Annotated in this window: 14 protein-coding genes; 7 read left to right on the top strand and 7 right to left on the bottom strand. The window is 59.0% G+C overall.

The genetic code is table 11. The features are described from left to right. Positions 1-107: 107 nt before the first annotated feature. From NW834_RS10715 to NW834_RS10705, 3 genes are all read right to left on the bottom strand, one after another. Positions 108-2,651 (bottom strand): UPF0182 family protein, encoded by a 2,544-nt coding sequence (locus NW834_RS10715; RefSeq protein ID WP_414419382.1) that lies wholly within the window; start codon positions 2,649-2,651, stop codon positions 108-110. 4 nt (positions 2,652-2,655) lie between these two features. Next, positions 2,656-4,098 carry a TIGR03279 family radical SAM protein gene (locus NW834_RS10710; protein ID WP_414419381.1) on the bottom strand — a complete coding sequence of 481 codons (1,443 nt, stop codon included), beginning with the start codon at positions 4,096-4,098 and terminating at the stop codon, positions 2,656-2,658. A 108-nt stretch (positions 4,099-4,206) separates the two neighbouring features. Continuing rightward, positions 4,207-4,491, bottom strand: coding sequence for a DUF2103 domain-containing protein (locus NW834_RS10705; RefSeq protein ID WP_414419380.1), 285 nt, complete (start codon positions 4,489-4,491; stop codon positions 4,207-4,209). 77 nt (positions 4,492-4,568) lie between these two features. On the opposite strand from NW834_RS10705, the gene NW834_RS10700 reads away from it, so the two are divergent. The 6 genes from NW834_RS10700 to NW834_RS10675 all read left to right on the top strand — a co-directional run bounded on the left by NW834_RS10700 (position 4,569) and on the right by NW834_RS10675 (position 10,414). Beyond that, positions 4,569-5,246, top strand: coding sequence for a molybdenum cofactor guanylyltransferase (locus tag NW834_RS10700; RefSeq protein ID WP_414419379.1), 678 nt, complete (start codon positions 4,569-4,571; stop codon positions 5,244-5,246). Positions 5,247-5,279: 33 nt separating this feature from the next. Then, complete coding sequence (locus NW834_RS10695; protein ID WP_414419378.1) at positions 5,280-7,418, top strand: FAD-dependent oxidoreductase; 2,139 nt, start codon at positions 5,280-5,282, stop codon at positions 7,416-7,418. 788 nt (positions 7,419-8,206) lie between these two features. Continuing rightward, positions 8,207-8,545 carry a hypothetical protein gene (locus NW834_RS10690; RefSeq protein ID WP_414329426.1) on the top strand — a complete coding sequence of 113 codons (339 nt, stop codon included), beginning with the start codon at positions 8,207-8,209 and terminating at the stop codon, positions 8,543-8,545. Between the two features lie 84 nt (positions 8,546-8,629). Beyond that, positions 8,630-8,971, top strand: a complete 342-nt coding sequence (locus NW834_RS10685; RefSeq protein WP_011432043.1) for a histidine triad nucleotide-binding protein — start codon at positions 8,630-8,632, stop codon at positions 8,969-8,971. 85 nt (positions 8,972-9,056) lie between these two features. Continuing rightward, positions 9,057-9,707: a precorrin-8X methylmutase gene (locus NW834_RS10680; RefSeq protein WP_414342089.1), complete on the top strand. Its 651-nt coding sequence runs from the start codon at positions 9,057-9,059 to the stop codon at positions 9,705-9,707. A gap of 236 nt (positions 9,708-9,943) precedes the next feature. Next, complete coding sequence (locus NW834_RS10675; protein WP_414419377.1) at positions 9,944-10,414, top strand: hypothetical protein; 471 nt, start codon at positions 9,944-9,946, stop codon at positions 10,412-10,414. A gap of 103 nt (positions 10,415-10,517) precedes the next feature. On the opposite strand, the gene NW834_RS10670 is transcribed toward NW834_RS10675, so the two are convergent. Together NW834_RS10670 and hflX are read right to left on the bottom strand one after the other, a co-directional pair. Further along, the gene (locus NW834_RS10670; RefSeq protein ID WP_414419376.1) at positions 10,518-12,266 is read right to left on the bottom strand and encodes a diflavin flavoprotein; all 1,749 of its coding nucleotides are present in this window, start codon (positions 12,264-12,266) and stop codon (positions 10,518-10,520) included. A gap of 156 nt (positions 12,267-12,422) precedes the next feature. Further along, a complete protein-coding gene (hflX, locus tag NW834_RS10665) occupies positions 12,423-14,165 on the bottom strand; it encodes a GTPase HflX (protein WP_414419375.1) in 1,743 nt (580 codons plus the stop codon). A gap of 195 nt (positions 14,166-14,360) precedes the next feature. On the opposite strand from hflX, the gene NW834_RS10660 reads away from it, so the two are divergent. Next, positions 14,361-14,495, top strand: a complete 135-nt coding sequence (locus tag NW834_RS10660; protein WP_414342083.1) for a hypothetical protein — start codon at positions 14,361-14,363, stop codon at positions 14,493-14,495. 134 nt (positions 14,496-14,629) lie between these two features. Here NW834_RS10660 and NW834_RS10655 read toward each other — a convergent pair whose 3' ends face one another. Both NW834_RS10655 and NW834_RS10650 read right to left on the bottom strand, forming a co-directional pair. Continuing rightward, positions 14,630-15,061: a DUF488 family protein gene (locus NW834_RS10655; RefSeq protein ID WP_414413146.1), complete on the bottom strand. Its 432-nt coding sequence runs from the start codon at positions 15,059-15,061 to the stop codon at positions 14,630-14,632. 151 nt (positions 15,062-15,212) lie between these two features. Further along, a complete protein-coding gene (locus tag NW834_RS10650; RefSeq protein WP_414413147.1) occupies positions 15,213-15,290 on the bottom strand; it encodes a hypothetical protein in 78 nt (25 codons plus the stop codon). Positions 15,291-15,317: the final 27 nt, after the last annotated feature.

The raw sequence follows: 15,317 nt of genomic DNA, 5'->3' as shown, positions 1-15,317 counted from the left end.
GAGGACAAACTTCCCTAAGGAAGCGCGAAGATTGACAACCTAAACTTAAAACATCCGTTAAGTTTCGTCAACTACCTGCCTCAAAAATGAGGAGGGGATCCCTTTCTCTATCGGCTGCCCCTCGGCAGAAAGAGGGCTTCTAAGGCCTGGCCGAGAGTCGGTTCCATCACCACCCGGTCTTCGTAGGCGGCGATCACCCGGGTGAGCTGAGGCAAGCGGCCCTGTTCTGCTTCGATGTAAAGGGGCTGAACATAGAGCAAAGAAGTCTCGATAGGAATGACCAGCAGCGTGCCCAGGTTCACCCGCGACCCATGCTGGTTCCAGAGGGAAATTTGCTCGGAGATTAAGGGATCCTGATTGACCCGTGCTTCCACCTGTTCCGGGCCATAGATGAGCCGTTGCTTGGAAAACTCGTACACCAGGAGCTTGCCGTAGTTTTCCCCGTCGCAGCGGGCCGCTATCCAAGCCACCATGTTCTGCTTGTTAACAGGGGCATAGGGGGAGAGGAGGACGAACTCAGGAGTGTGGTTTGCAACCCCTTGGGGATCCCTCGGCAAGGTGAGAATGAGATACTGCGGCTGCATGGGAATGCGCCGTCGATTGCGGAACTGGCCGGGGATCTGCCATTGATCCTCGCGGTTGTAGAAGAGGCGGGGATCCGTCATGTGGTAGGTGGCAAACTGCTGCGCTTGCAGGCGGAAGAGGTCTTGGGGATAGCGGATGTGTTGCCGCAGCGGCTCCGGCATTGCCTCCAGAGGCTTGAAGAGGGTGGGGTAGATGCGGGCGTAGGCTTGGATGAGGGGATCCCGAGGGTCGGCAATGTACCAATCGATGCTGCCGTTGTAGGCGTCCATCACCGCCTTGACCGAGTTGCGGATGTAGTTGAAGGGAAAGCCGGGCAGGTGCTCCGAGTAGGGGTAGCGGCTGCTGGTGGTATAGGCATCGAAAAACCAGTAGAGCTTGCCGCCTTGAATGACCAGGTAGGGATCCCGGTCGTAGAGCAAAAAGGGCATCACCCGACGGATGCGCTCGCGGATTTGGCGGCGATAGAGAAAGCGGGTGGCAGAAGACAGCTCGCGGCTGAGAAGGATGCGCAGATCGCCAAAATGCCAGGCGTAGAGAAACCGCTGCCAGAGGTGGGGAATGGGCACGCCACCGCTGCCCCGGTAGCTGCTGTACACATAGCGCTCTGCTGCAGGGTAGTCCAATTCCCGCGCCTCAGCGCCCACGAAAACATCGGTGGTGGTCAGCTCGCCATAGTAGAGGGCCGGCTGCTCCACCCGCAAGACGGAGGCCACCTCAGGGTAGCGAGGAGAAACCCGCGGCGGAATATCCGATAGGAAAAAATCCGGCAGGCCTTCAGGGGTCACCACATTCACCGGGCTGAGGGTGAGGCCATAGCCGTGGGTGTAGAAAAACCGCCGGTTAACCCAGGTTTGGGCGGCGGGGGGTACCTGGGCAAAGTCCAGCTCGCGGGCGGCATGCATGACTTGGCGCAATTCTCCCCCAATGCGGTAGCGATCCACATTCACATAGGGAAATTGGTAGTAGGGGCGGATTTCTTGCAGTTGGCGGTAGGTGGCCAATAGGGGATCCGCATCCCAGAGGCGCACGTTGCTTAGGGTGGATTGATTCTGCTGCAGGATCTCCCAGGTGAGGGATCCCCCTTCCGGGAAGGGTTGGACTTCGACATCGGCCAGGCCAAAGCCAGCACGGGTAAAACGGATGTTGTCCTCGATGTAGGGGCGCTCCAGCTCCAGCTCGTTGGGGGCCACCAAGAAAGTTTGCACCAGTTGGGGATAAAGTTGGGTGGTTAGCAGCCCAAACCCCAGGTAGGCCCCCCAGAGGATGGCCGGCGCCAGGAGAGAGCTGGCCCAGGAAGGGCACCAGGACTTGAGGAAAGGAAGGTTGAGGCGGATCCCCTGGCGGGCCAAAGCCCAGAATCCCACCGCCGTCAGGCCTGCCACCCCGCTCATCAAGGTCGTGGCCGGCAGAGTTGCATGCACATCGGCAAAACCGGCCCCAAACACAACGCCGCGGGTGGAATAGAGCAGCTCGTAGCGATCCAGCCAATGGCCCCAAGCCCGAATGAGAAACAGGGATCCCCCCAGGATCAGCAAGTGCCGCTGGGCATAGAGAGAAAGGGCCAAGGTCAGCCGTTGCTCGGAAAGCCCCAGCTCCACCAAGTAGATGAGGACAACGGTAACCAAGGTGAGCAGCACCAGGTTGAAGCACCAATGCTGCACCGTCTCCCAGAAAGGCAGGCTGAAGAGAAAAAAACTGAGATCGCGGTTGAAAATGGGATCCGACTCCCCGACGGGCCCCTGGTTCAGCCAGAGCAACAGCGTGAACCAGTGATTGGAAAGAGACCAAGCAAAGAAAACACTCAAACCTGTGGCAATCGCCCAGGCCCCGGTCAAGGTTGCCCCCCGCCAGCAGGAGCAGATGTTGGATCCCGTCACCGCCAGGGCAAAGAGGAAAGCGCCCAGGCCCAGCCCCCAGCGGGCAATCACCCGCGTCCACAGCACCGGCAGAGCATGCAGCTCGGCAAACCAAGCCAGATCTACGTAGAAAGCCGCCAAGCCCGTGATGGCCAGGATCCCCAGCCCCACCCCCAGCAGCAGAAACAATCCTCGCCGCAACCTCTGCATCGCCTCAGGATCCTCGGCTCAAAGCTGTTCTTGGTCGCGTCAGCGGTGCAGTTTCCCTTCGCCCGAGCGTTGCGGAACAACACAGGGTGCCGTAGGCATAGCCCTGTTCTAGCTGTTGCACCGCCTGCACCAAGCCTGCCGGCCCGCCGTCCACCCGCACCACCGGGATCCCCACCTGGGCCTGCAGATCCTGCCAGGTCAGATCGTCCAAAAAGCGCTCCCCATCCTTGAGGGCGATCTGAGGTAGCAGCAGCCCATCATAGTCCGCCAAGTTTTCCACAGACTTCAGGGCATCCAAGATATCCTGCCCCGTCAGCAGCCCGGTTACCGTCAGGGTTTGTCCCCAAAATTGGCTGGCAATAGGCAAAAGATCCAACTGCAGCCCGCGGATGCGGTTCATCTGCTCCACCACAGGCTGGAAGGCTTGCTCTACGGCATTGCCCACCACCCACAGAACCTTGAGGGGAGAAGGGAGCTCAGGCGGCAGTTTGAGCTGCTCGAACTGGCTGAGGAAAAGCCGCAGGGATCCCACGCCATTCCCCAGCTGCGGGTAATCTTCATAGTGCTCTGCCGGTGGCAGTTCCCGCCCGGCCAGCAGATACCACTCATCGGCCAGCCAGGCAAAGGTGGATCCCAATGTTTGCCGAAACCCGACCTGCAAAGTTTCCACCTGCTGGATCACTTCTCGGGCCTTGGCCGCATCGACAGGAACCAGCTCATCACCAGGGGGGCGAAAGCGCGTCAACCCCACAGGCACCACTGCTGCCGAGAGGACGGTGGGGATCCCGTCTACGGGCCGGCGAAAGGCGGCCAAATCGAGGAGTGTGCGGGTGAGGTGATCCCCATCGTTCCAGCCTGGGCAAACCACCACCTGTGCGTGCAGTTGCAAGCGATGCTGGCGAAACCAGGCCAACTGCTCCAAAATCAGGCCAGCCCGCGGGTTTTTGAGCAAGCGGCTGCGCAGCTCCGGGTCGGTAGCATGCACTGACACGTAGAGGGGAGAAAGGCGCAGGCGAGCGATGCGCTCCCATTCGGCAGCAGGCAAGTTGGTGAGGGTGAGGTAGCTGCCGTAGAGAAAGCTGAGGCGGTAGTCGTCGTCCTTGAGGTGCAGCGTTGCCCGCATTTCCGGAGGTTGTTGGTCGATGAAGCAAAAGGGGCAAGCGTTGGCGCACTGGATCAGGCCATCGAACAGGGCTGTCTCAAACTCTAGCCCCAGATCCTCGTCGATTCCCTTCTCCAGCTCAACTGTGCGCGGGATCCCTTGGCTATTCAAGATCTCCAGGCTTACACACTCCTCAGCGATCAGGAAGCGGTAGTCGATGAGATCGCGGGGGCGTTCGCCGTTGATGCTGACCAGGGCCTCTCCAGGTTGGATGCCCACTTCTGCTGCCAGGGATCCGGGTAAAACAGCGCTGATACGGGCGGGCTTGAGACTAGCACGAGACATAGCTAACTCATCCTCAACTGATGTGCCATTTGCCCCAGCAGGACGAAGTTCTGGGTCGGGACAGCGTTGCGGAGCAATAACGAGGCTCGGTTGACTACAAACAGTTGACTACAAACAGCGGAGAATAGCCGCCTCTAGCTCGGTTTGGCTGAGATCCGTTACCACAAACACCTCTTGCACGCTGCTTCCCTTGCGGGCCACCAGCTTGTACCCGCCCCGGATCGGCACCGAAACCCGCAACTGCAACTGGGGGATCCGCCCACGGCTGCAGGACAGAGCGCCCGGCGTCACGGTTTTAATGCCCGCCTGCCGGGTCAGGCGTTCCAAAACAGGGATCAACCCTGAGATATGGGTAGAGTGGTTCCAAACCAGACAACCAGAGGGCTCAGACATAGCGGCTAGAGTGAGGAGAGGATGGGATCCCTATCCTATTCCTCCACAAATACCTGCTGCTCGTTGTGGAAAACTGGATGTCCAAAATGCCTGAAGATTCCCCGCCTGCGGTCGTGGCTCTGATCTTGGCCGGGGGCAACAGCCGCCGCATGGGATCCGACAAAGCCTTGGTGCTTTGGGATGGGATCCCCCTGCTGCGACGGGTGGCTCAGGTGGCAGCAGCCTGCGCCGACGCGGTTTACATCCTCACCCCCTGGCCGGAGCGCTATGCGCCGGTGGTGGATCCCGGTTGGCACCTCTGGCGGGAAAACGTTCACAGCCGCGACAGCGTTGCAGAGCAACACCGAGGCCCGCTGCTGGCCTTTCAAGAGGGGATCCGGCGGCTGCAAACCCTGGCCGTTCCCCCGGAGTGGATCCTGCTGCTGGCCTGCGATCTGCCCTGCTTGCAGGAGCAGGTTCTTGGGGATTGGCGACGGCGCCTTGCCGCCCTGCCCCCTCAGACGGTGGCCGCCCTGCCCAAAAGTCAGCGGGGCTGGGAACCCCTGTGTGGCTTCTATCGCCTGGCGCAGCTAGGTTCTCTGGAGAGTTTCTTGCAGGTGGGGGGAAGATCCTTTCAGGGCTGGTTGTCCCAGGTGCCAACAGCCATCCTGCCCCTGACCGTTCCCGACAGCGGGACGGAGTCTCTTGAGAGGATGCTCACCAATTGCAACACCCCTGCAGATCTGCAGCTCGGGGAACAACTGGGTAGAGGGTGATCCCCGGGATCGGCAAGGGGAAGGGATCCCCTCATGTCACAATGGGTAAAGATTTGCTCGGTTTCTTATCTCGGCGCCGTGCTTACTTCCCTTTACTACCGCGAGATCCCTTGCCCCGATAGTGCTCAAGTGCTGCGCTGGCTACAGGAGTGTATCCCCCTGCCCCAAGGCAGCCAGAAGGTTCTTACCCCCACGGGCCTGCGCCTACAGGGATCCGGCGCTGAGCTGGCCCTCTTCTTGTGGTCGGGGCTGAACACCACCTATCTCAAGGTGTTCCAGTGGTCGGAACAGCCCTTCCCCCGCCAAGCTCGCTGGCTGAGAGAGCTGGAACAGGCCATCCAAAGCCAATTTCCCCACCGCTACCCGCAGTTGCCCCAGATCGACCTGAACCGGGGATCCATCTTCGATCAGCTTGAGCCTTTCTACCCGCAAACGGTGAAGTATTTTCGCCGGATCCCCAATGGAGAATTTGACCTACAGCGGGTGTACTGGTGGGAAAAGCGCTGGCGGGAAGAAGTGCAACATTGCCACGCAGCCCACCGCCCTGCTCAGCCGGTCTTGTTTCGCCAGCCTGGCCCTGAGCCGGCCCCAGTGGAGTGGGATCTGGCCATCGTGGGAGGAGCGCTGGGAGCCCTCTATGGAGCGGCCATGGCTCGCTTGGGCTACCGCGTGGCCTTGGTGGAGCGGCTTCCTTTTGGCCGCATGAACCGCGAGTGGAACATCTCCCGGCGGGAGCTGCAAACCCTGGTAGATTTGGGCCTTCTGAGCGCCGAGCAGATGGAGAGCTTGATCCTGCGGGAATATACAGATGGGTTCAACAAGTTTTTTGACGGCAATAGCCCGGTTCGCGCTCCCGTTTTGCACACGCCGACGGTACTCAATCTGGCCATTGACGCGGAAAAGCTATTGCAGCTCTGTGGCCAAATCCTCACTTCCTGCGGGGGAGCTATCTACGAGCGCACCGAGTTTCAGCAGGCCTATGTTGGCGAACAAGGCGTCACGCTGGTTTTGAAGGATTTGCCCACCGGCGAGGAGTTTCGGCTGGGATCCCGCCTTGTGGTGGATGCTATGGGAACAGTCTCTCCCATTGCCCAGCAGCTTTACCGCCATCGGGCTTTTGATAGCGTCTGCCCCACGGTGGGGGCTACCATTGCGGGGGGGTTTGAGCCAGGGGTATGGGATCCCCAGTTTGGGGACATTCTGGCCAGCCACGGGGACATCAGCCGCGGTCGGCAACTCATTTGGGAGCTGTTCCCCGGCCCAGGCGAAGATCTTACCTTTTATCTGTTCCACTACCACCAGGTGCATCCGGAAAACCCCGGATCCCTGCTGGAACTGTACGAAGATTTTTTCACTATTCTGCCGGAATACCGCCGCTGCGACCCAGAGCGCTTGCAGTGGAAAAAAGCGACCTTCGGCTATATCCCCGGACGATTTGGCCAGCCCCGGCACCCTGTTCGCGGCAGCGGGGCGGAGTCCTCGGAACCCTTTGACCGGGTGCTGCTCATTGGGGATGCGGCGGCTATGCAATCGCCCCTTAGCTTTACCGGCTTTGGATCCCTGGTGCGCAACTGCCCCCGCCTGTGCGATCTGCTGGATACGGCGCTGCGCCACGACCTGCTCAGGGCTGCAGACTTAGCCCAGATCCGGGCCTACCAGGGCAACTCCGCCGTCACCTGGCTCTTCTCGCGGGGGATGATGGTGCCCACCGGCAAGGTGCTGCCCCCCGAGCGCATCAATGCCACTCTCAACAGCTTTTTCGGCATTCTCGCCACCGAGCCGCCGGAGGTGGTGGACGATTTCATCAAAGACCGGGCTGGCTGGCTGGCCTTTAACCGCATGGCCATCAAAGCTGCCCTGCAAAACCCACGGCTGCTGCTGTGGATCTGGGAGGCCGTAGGGGCCAAAGGCTTTGCCCAGTGGCTACCCACCTACCTCAGCTATACCGGCCTGGCCTTGACCTCTGCTTTGTTCAGGGGCTGGCTTCCAAATCTGCTGCGTCGCCTGCAGCCCTGGCTAGAAGCGCGTTACCCCCGCCTGTGGCTGCGCTGCCTGCAGTGGAGCTACACCCTCACGTATGGGGTAGGGCAGCCGCGCATCCAGTTTCAACTCCCCCCCACTCAAGAAAAGGCCCAAGACGCAATACCGACTTGGGTAGAGGAGAGGGCTTGAGCTGGTGGCGCGGTCGGAGAATGCGGCCACGCCAGTTTTTTGATGCCTGTGCTTTTGCTTGCCTCAAGTCACAATCTTCAATGTCTGCTTCAATGTCTGCAGAAAAGGCAGGTGACAATACAGCCTGTTCACAAACTGGGGGATACAAAAATCGTGTTTACGAGGCTTGACCCCAACGAGGTTTAAAACAAGCAGGTTTATAGTCATTTTAAACAGGACTGAAAGATTCTGTTGTATTGCTTCCTAACTCCCCTCTCCCTTTGGGAGAGGGGTTGGGGGTGAGGGATGACTCCCTCTGGGAGAGGGGCTGGGGGTGGTCGCGGCAGCGGCGCGGAACGCTTGGGGAGTGTCTCAATTAGCCTAGAATGACCATACAACCGTATCCCGTGGTCCCTTAGTGGGCTGTAGTTGTGTAGCTAAAGCCAATTAGCAAAAGATCCCATTGGATGCTAGCAGTCCTCACTTGTGTTTGCTAGCAGCTTTACCTCTTATCTGCACAGATTTCTGCACAGATTATTTACACAGAGCTGAACGAGGGAGTGCCCATCAGGCAAAGCTTTCCTCTGTGGCGCAAAAGTATTTCGCCACGCAGGGATCTGCCTGTCCTTTGCCTTGGCATTTTGCCCAAGTTGAGTATAATCAATACCTAACATCCAGGATCAGATCGAGGATAGTTGGGAAGGGATCCCAACCTTGATTTGGTTTTGAGACTGCTAGCCCCCTTTTTAGGATCTTTCGCAAAAAACTCTGTAGGACTGAGCCCAGTCGCGTCAGCGTTGCGGAGCAACATGGTTTACACCTTCGAGATCATCGGCATCGCCCCTGCTCTGCAGTTCTTTCATCAGCAACAGAAGCTGGCCCAGCGGCCCTGTGGGGTGGAATACCTGGGTACCAGCTCCTGCACCCTCGATGCGTTGCTGGGATCCGTGGAGGAAGTGCCGGCCCGGCGCGGCTGGGACTTGGATCAGTTGGTCGACGCTGTTATCCGCTTTTGGTGCAGCAACCCCGATTTGGTGAGTTTGTGGCGCTCTCGTTTTCGCGATGCCGGGCGAGATGCGCTGTTGGTCTCGCGAGTGGGGCATATTCAATCACTGCGGCAGGAATTTGAATGGCTGCTGAAGCAGTAGGTGCCGAGCGCCACTCTCGCCACCTGGGTGGGAGAATGTGCGGTTAGCAGGTAGGCTAAGGGCAGAACTAATTTGTGAGCACCCATGAGCGACACAGTTTTCGGCAAGATTATTCGCAGGGAGATCCCTGCACAAATCGTTTACGAAGACGATAGAGCCCTGGCCTTCAAAGATATTGCCCCCCAAGCCCCTGTCCACATTTTGGTGGTGCCCAAAGAGCCCATCCCCGGCATTTCCCAGGCCAAGCCCGAACATGAGGCATTGCTGGGACATCTCCTGCTGACCGCTCAGCGGGTGGCTGCCGAGGCAGGTTTAAATAAAGGCTACCGATTGGTGATCAACGAAGGAGAAGACGGCGGGCAAACCGTCTTTCATCTCCACATTCACGTTCTGGGCGGTCGGGGGATGGGCTGGCCCCCAGGTTGAGCGATGGTTTTTCCCACCCATTGGAGCCTCTGCAGGTACAATCCTGTCATTACTGAGGATAAACGGCGGGCGGGGTCTGGGATCGATGGAGTGGCACGTAACCGATGCAGAGAGTTTGATGATCATCGACCAGGAGGTGGGCAAGCACGAGCTTTCTCCTGCTGAGTATGAGGTGGTTCGTCGGGTTATTTATGCTACTGCCGACTTTGAGTACTTGAACCTCATCCGTTTTGGTAACGAAGCCTTACAGGCTGGGGCGGCGGCCTTGGCAGCGCGTACCACCATTGTGGTCGATGAGCCGATGGTACAGGTGGGCATTGCCTGGGCTGTTCAGAACACCTTTTCCAACCCCATCTACTGCGGCAGCGAAGCGATTACCCGTCCCCAAAGGGACAAGACCCGCTCCGCTTGGGGCTTGGAAACCCTGGCCCAACGCTACCCTGAGGCGATCTTTGTGATTGGCCAATCCCAGACTGCCCTCTCCACCTTGGTGCAGCTGATTAGAAAGAAGGAGGTGGCCCCTGCTCTGGTCATCGCCACGCCGGCTGGGTTTGTGAACGTGGTGCAAGCCAAGCAGGAGCTAGCCGATTCCATGGTGCCCCACATCCGCACTGAGGGACGCAAAGGAGGCCCGGCAGTGGCTGCAGCGGTGTTGGATGGCCTGCTGGACTTGGCTTGGCACGCCTATGTACGGGTCAGCAGCGCAGACTATCCTGGCAAATCCGCCGTTTCTTGACATGCTCCTTGCTCTACTGGCTGGCTAAGCCAAGGCAAACTGCGCAGCGGTAGAGCAGGGCTTTAGACCCCATTTCTAGAGTAGGTCTGCTGATCTGATCGAGATCACTCAACTGGGGGGATCCCGAGCACCCGGCCTTCAAGTCGGCATCGGCAAGATGGGAGCTGTGCTCTCAGTCCTGCCCTTGAAAAATGGCCTGAGAGACGACTGGGTTGGGCCTATGGAGGGATCTTCCCATGCGGTGTGCCATCTTCTTTTGCTGGCTTGCCTGGGTTTTTGCGCCGGGGGCTTGGGCACAAGCTGAGCCATGCCCGGTGGTCGTCCTTTCGCCCTCTTCACAGTTGCAGTTGTCAGAATCGTCAACACTTGCCTCTACTCTCTCGACAGCCCAGAAAGTGCTCCACACTGCTACTGCACTCGACAAGGCAGAGGTTATCGCTACGCAACATTTTCCCGAACCGGTCAGCCCCTACCAGCGCTGGCGACAGAGGTATGCCCCCTCGGATCCCCTCTCTTCAGGTTTGAACAGCGTCCCTTATCGGCCAGCCCAGCAGGGATCCCAAAGGATTCAACAGGGAACAGAGGGGCTGCCCTTAGGGCCTGCGACCCGCCAAGGGGAACAGCTGGAGCAGATCGGGATCCGCCTGGGAGAAGACAGCCCTTTTTTCCTACATCCCGATGGCTTGGTCTATCGGCAGTCCTATTGAATTTGTGAGTCTGTTCGCTACAGGGATCCCAGCTTCCCCAGGGAGAAGGGCTGGAGGTGAGGGATCATCTCTCACTTCTCCCTTCTCACTGCTCACGCCTCAATCAGTAATGATTCCCCACCTTGCGGTGGTGGATGGCAGTAAGGCCCTCTGGGCTGGAGACCCGACCGGCTTCCAAGGTGCTGTACACCACCCAGTGATCGCTGGTTTCCAGGCGGCTCACCACGCGGCACTCCAGGTAGGCCAAAGCATCGGCCAAGATGGGGGATCCGTTGGCAGCAGGGTAGGTCTTGATCCCGGCAAAGCGGTCGGCTCCCGGTGGAAATCGCTTCAGGAAGTGGCGCATCAAGGGTTGGTAATGGCCTTCTTGCAGCACATTTAACACGAAGGTATCTCCCACCTGCAGGAAGGATTCGATGGCCCGATCCTTGGCCACCGCAATGCTGATCCCCGGCGGATCGGTGCTGGCTTGGGCCACCCAGGAGGCAAGCATGGCGCTGGTGGCTTGCCCTTTGCGGGCTGTGATAATGTAGAGGCCATTGCTGATGCGGCCCAGGGCGCGATCCAAGTCGGCATCCAAGGCTTTCATCTGCTGAATGCTGCGATCCCGGGTCAGCCACTGCCCCAGGTCGGTACCTGCTTCTTCGGCCAGTTGCAGCAGGGCCTCGCCGGCAGGCTGCTTAAGCAGAATGGGGGCAAACACCTCTTTGGCGCCGATTTCTTGCAGTGTGTTGCGGCAGAGGTACACCGACTCGTCGTCTTCCCCCCCTGACTCGAACAGGCCAAAGCCCTGCTTGCTGTGGGCAGAGGCCAGCAGGGTTTTCAGCAGCACCTGGGTAGTGGCCGCCTCTGGCCCCGATTGGGGCGGCATGCCTATCACCACACCGGCGGCCAAGCTCATCAGCTCCCGCACCTCGTGGGCATCCACCAGCCGCAAATCTGCCAGCTCCACCTGGATGCCGGTTTTTTGGATCCCGCGGGCAATGGCTTGAGCCAAGGTTTCCGCCTGGCCATAGCCGGACAGGTAGAACACTGCCACCAGGCGCTCGGCTTTGGCCTGCTCCAGGCTCCAGGTGCGATATTGCCCCACCCAGTCGGACAGGTGATGGCGCAGTAGGGGGCCGTGGCCGGTAGCAATGGCAGCGATGGGAGGCAAGGCTTCCATGCGCTTCAGGGCGGACAACACCGAGCGGGCGTTGGGCCCCATGAGGCAGTCGTAGTAGAGCTTGAAGTCGGCCTGCAACAGGTGGGGATGTTCGTCCCAGGCGAAATCGTCGCAGTAGTGCATCCCAAACACGTCGCAGGTGTAAAGGATCTGGGTGCCGTGGTCGTAGGTGAGGATGGTGTCGGGCCAGTGCAAGTTGGGGGCAGAGATAAATTCCAGGACATGCCCCTTGCCCAGATCCAAGCGATCTCCCTGTTTCACCACCAGCCGCTGGAAGGGCCGATGCACCAGATCTTCCAGAAATTGCACCGCCACCTTGGAGGCCACCACCGTCATCTGGGGCGCCAGCTCCAGCAGATCCCCAACCAGGCCGCTGTGATCTGGCTCGGTGTGGCTGACCACCAGGTAGTCGATCTGGGCAGGATCTAGGATCCCTTGCAGGCAATCCAGGTACAACCGGCGAAACTTCTCGTGGGAGGTGTCGATGAGGGCCACCTTCTCGCCGCGAATCAAGAAGGAGTTGTAGGTGGTGCCATTTTCCAGAGCAAATTCGATGTCAAATCGATCCCGATCCCAATCTTGGGAGCGAATGGCAAGGGTGTCGGCCCCGATGGGCAGAGTTTGCAGCGTCAGATGGGGCTGGGCCAGGCGAGGTGCGACTTGAGGTGCAACTGCAGTGGTGGCCATGTTCTCTCCCTAACTTTAAGTCGGGTCACAATCCTGATCTCAATGTAACTGAATGTTTATGTTGACGGCGGATGAAGATGAGCTATGCAGGTTTGGAAATCCTTATGGAATGCTTTTAGGGATCCTTGGGTTCCTGCCAATCGAAGGGGTTAGGACTTAGGAGGGGTTAGGACTTAGGGCTGTAGCAAACTGGGCCAGGGTGTGGCGCAACTGATCCAGGTTTTGGCCGGTGGCGGCGGAAACAAACAGGGCTTTGGGGTAGAGCAGGCGGACGTCTTCCACCCATTCGGGGTCGAGGCGGTCGATTTTGTTGAACACCAGCTGGCGGGGACCAGTGGCCAAGGGCAGCTTGTCCAGCAATGTTTCCACCGCCTCGATTTGCCCCTCCCAGTTGGGGTGGGAGAGATCCACCACATGTAGTAGGGCATCGGCTTCCGTCACCTCTTCCAGGGTGGCTTGAAAGGCATCCACCAGTTGGTCTGGCAATTCGGTTAGAAATCCCACCGTGTCGGTCAGCAGGACCGCCTGCCGGTTGGGCAGATCCAGCCGCCGGGTAGTGGGATCCAAGGTGGCAAAGAGCTGGTCGGCGGCGTACACCTCAGCATGGGTGAGGGCGTTGAGAAGGCTGGACTTGCCGGCGTTGGTGTAGCCCACCAGGGCCACCACGGGAATTTGGGATGCCTCGCGCCGTTGGCGCAGCCGCTGGCGGTGGCGGCGCAGCTCTTCCACCTCTTGCCGCAGCTTGCTGATGCGCCGCTGGATGGCCCGCCGCTCCATTTCCAGTTGGGTTTCCCCCGGGCCCCGAGTACCGATCCCACCCCCCAGCCGCGACATGGTGCGACCGCGACCGGCCAGGCGAGGCAGCAAATACTGCAGTTGCGCCAGCTCCACCTGCAGCTTCCCGGCTCGGGTTCTGGCCCGCTGGGCAAAAATATCCAGGATCACCTCGCTGCGATCCACCACCCGCACCCCCACCGCCTCTTCCAAGGTGCGCACCTGGCTGGGGGTGAGTTCCCGGTCGAACACCACCAAGTTAGCGCCCAGATCCTGGACCAGCAGAGCCAGCTCTTGCACCTTACCGGATCCGATTACCGTGGCCGAGTTGGGTCCCTCCCGCCGTTGCCAGAGGGCTTGCAGCACCTGACCGCCGGCACTCTCCACCAGGCGGCTCAGCTCCGCCAACCCATCCATGAGATCCTCGTAGCTCTGCCCGGACTCCTGCAGCCCCACCAGGATGGCCCGATCCTGATCCAGATCCACCTGGCGGGCGGTCAACTGGCGCCGAAAGCCATCTTCTAGCTCCGCTACCAGCTCCTGCAGATCCTGTTCTGCCAGGATCCCCAAAGGCAAAGGCTCAGAAACCTGCCAACGGCGCTCTCCCTCCGGCAGCAGATGGGCCAGATAGGCCCGGTGAACAAAGCCCGTAGCCGCTCCTCCCCGGCGTCGGTGCCCTCCTGACTTGGACACGGAAAGGGTGATGAGGGCATCCAAACGCTGCAAAGCCATGGCCGTCAGCGCTTTTTGACCGGGGCCCCCCTCCCCCATTTGGGTGGTGATGCAGCGGATCCCGGATAGGCGCTCGGCCCCCTGGCGGGGCAATTCCCAAGCGGGAATCTGGGTTTCAAAAGGGGATCCCACCCCTACGCGGATCACCTGGCCGCGCCGGTTGAGGTAAACGCTGATGGGCCGGCCTTCCAACTCTTGGGTCAGGGATCCCAGCCGTTGGGCAAACTCCACCGTCACCAGGCGGTTGGGGGGTAGGCGCAGTTGGTAAAGCCGTTGCAGTTGCTTTTGTTGGTGGGGCTTTAACCCTTTGGCCTGTTCGGGAAAGCGTCGTGGAGCGATAGCAGAGCTGAAGCGGGGGTCGGTCTGATGGCGAGAGGTGCTAGCCCTGGGCATGGGGACGGGGAAAGACCCAAAAACAAGCTTTCATCTACCATACACGCTAGCTGACAGCAGGAACTTGGGATCCAAAAGCAACGGCGGCAAACACTGGCCCAGTGTTGCGGGGGCAACAGTACGGCGATGTCATCAGCAACGGGTGCAACATTCAAACCAAGGTCATTCCCGAACAAAAGTAGGCGGAATACTTCCATGACCCAACCGAGGTACGCATGGGGCAGCCAAACCCAGACGATCACAGGCTTCCTGCTCGCCCATCATCTGCTCAAGGTCAACCCCAAAGATGTCAATGTGTTGGATCTGCCCAAGCGGGGATCCCTGTATTGAGCTTGCTGTCGGTGAGAGAGTTTCCAAATCGGTTGGGCAGTCAGGGATCCCTTTCGCTCCGTGTTGCCGGAATCCTGCTGCAACTCGGAGTAGCTGCATAAATCGGAAAAATCCGTAGTGCCAGCTCTTAGTTATCATAGATGCACGATTTCAACATCACCCCATTTTCTGCGCAAATATTCAGCAACCAGCCTACGATGACAGTGCTCAGGTGTAGCTTCACTACAAAGCAGACATCCTCCATCGAGAATACTTTTATCCACTTGATCTTCAATGCGACGCTCGGCCATCAGCGACAAAAACTGTCTCTCGTAGTTAGACCATTCACCACTGGCTTTGTAAGCATCGAGAATCTCTTGAGTTGGTGCAAGTTCCGGCAAATGAACATATCCAAGCTTGCAGATCTCGTGAAGAAAAAACTCTAGATCCCTCTTTTTCGTGAATCCCGCCAGTTGCGAGGTGTTATTAAGTCGAGTATCAACAACTCGAGCCAGACCAGGCTGTTTTAAGCGATTAAAAAATTGCTCTGCACTTTTCTTCGTAAACCCTATCGTAAATATCTTCATGGCCTCGCGCTCCGCTCATCATTTTTTGACATTTTCTCATCTCGATAGGCGACACGCCTGCCTTGAATGAGATAGGCTTCGGCTATAAACTCTTCCCGACTTCTAAACAAGTCCCCCTCTGGAAGTTTGCAAAGGGCAAGAAGACGAGATTCTAGGGCCTCATGAGACGCATCCATTCCCCTGGCTCTCCGTTCTGCCATTCCTTGCCGGCAATACAGCGACCGGCCATTTTTCTGGAGTTGGCGAAACAGACAAT

The sequence above is a fragment of the Synechococcus sp. R60.1 genome, assembly GCF_047461835.1.
Classification (GTDB): Bacteria; Cyanobacteriota; Cyanobacteriia; order Thermostichales; family Thermostichaceae; genus Thermostichus.
Note: the sequence above shows the minus strand (reverse complement) of the source record. Positions and strands in the feature narration are given on the sequence as shown.

Excerpts from the sequence above, each read along its gene's own strand:
- NW834_RS10655 (WP_414413146.1), bottom strand. The coding sequence starts at position 15,061 with ATGAAGATATTTACGATAGGGTTTACGAAGAAAAGTGCAGAGCAATTT.
- NW834_RS10670 (WP_414419376.1), bottom strand. The coding sequence starts at position 12,266 with ATGGCCACCACTGCAGTTGCACCTCAAGTCGCACCTCGCCTGGCCCAG.
- NW834_RS10710 (WP_414419381.1), bottom strand. The coding sequence starts at position 4,098 with ATGTCTCGTGCTAGTCTCAAGCCCGCCCGTATCAGCGCTGTTTTACCC.
- NW834_RS10690 (WP_414329426.1), top strand. The coding sequence starts at position 8,207 with ATGGTTTACACCTTCGAGATCATCGGCATCGCCCCTGCTCTGCAGTTC.
- NW834_RS10695 (WP_414419378.1), top strand. The coding sequence starts at position 5,280 with ATGTCACAATGGGTAAAGATTTGCTCGGTTTCTTATCTCGGCGCCGTG.
- NW834_RS10660 (WP_414342083.1), top strand. The coding sequence starts at position 14,361 with ATGACCCAACCGAGGTACGCATGGGGCAGCCAAACCCAGACGATCACA.
- NW834_RS10680 (WP_414342089.1), top strand. The coding sequence starts at position 9,057 with ATGGAGTGGCACGTAACCGATGCAGAGAGTTTGATGATCATCGACCAG.
- NW834_RS10685 (WP_011432043.1), top strand. The coding sequence starts at position 8,630 with ATGAGCGACACAGTTTTCGGCAAGATTATTCGCAGGGAGATCCCTGCA.
- NW834_RS10705 (WP_414419380.1), bottom strand. The coding sequence starts at position 4,491 with ATGTCTGAGCCCTCTGGTTGTCTGGTTTGGAACCACTCTACCCATATC.
- NW834_RS10700 (WP_414419379.1), top strand. The coding sequence starts at position 4,569 with ATGTCCAAAATGCCTGAAGATTCCCCGCCTGCGGTCGTGGCTCTGATC.
- NW834_RS10715 (WP_414419382.1), bottom strand. The coding sequence starts at position 2,651 with ATGCAGAGGTTGCGGCGAGGATTGTTTCTGCTGCTGGGGGTGGGGCTG.
- hflX (WP_414419375.1), bottom strand. The coding sequence starts at position 14,165 with ATGCCCAGGGCTAGCACCTCTCGCCATCAGACCGACCCCCGCTTCAGC.
- NW834_RS10675 (WP_414419377.1), top strand. The coding sequence starts at position 9,944 with ATGCGGTGTGCCATCTTCTTTTGCTGGCTTGCCTGGGTTTTTGCGCCG.
- NW834_RS10650 (WP_414413147.1), bottom strand. The coding sequence starts at position 15,290 with ATGGCCGGTCGCTGTATTGCCGGCAAGGAATGGCAGAACGGAGAGCCA.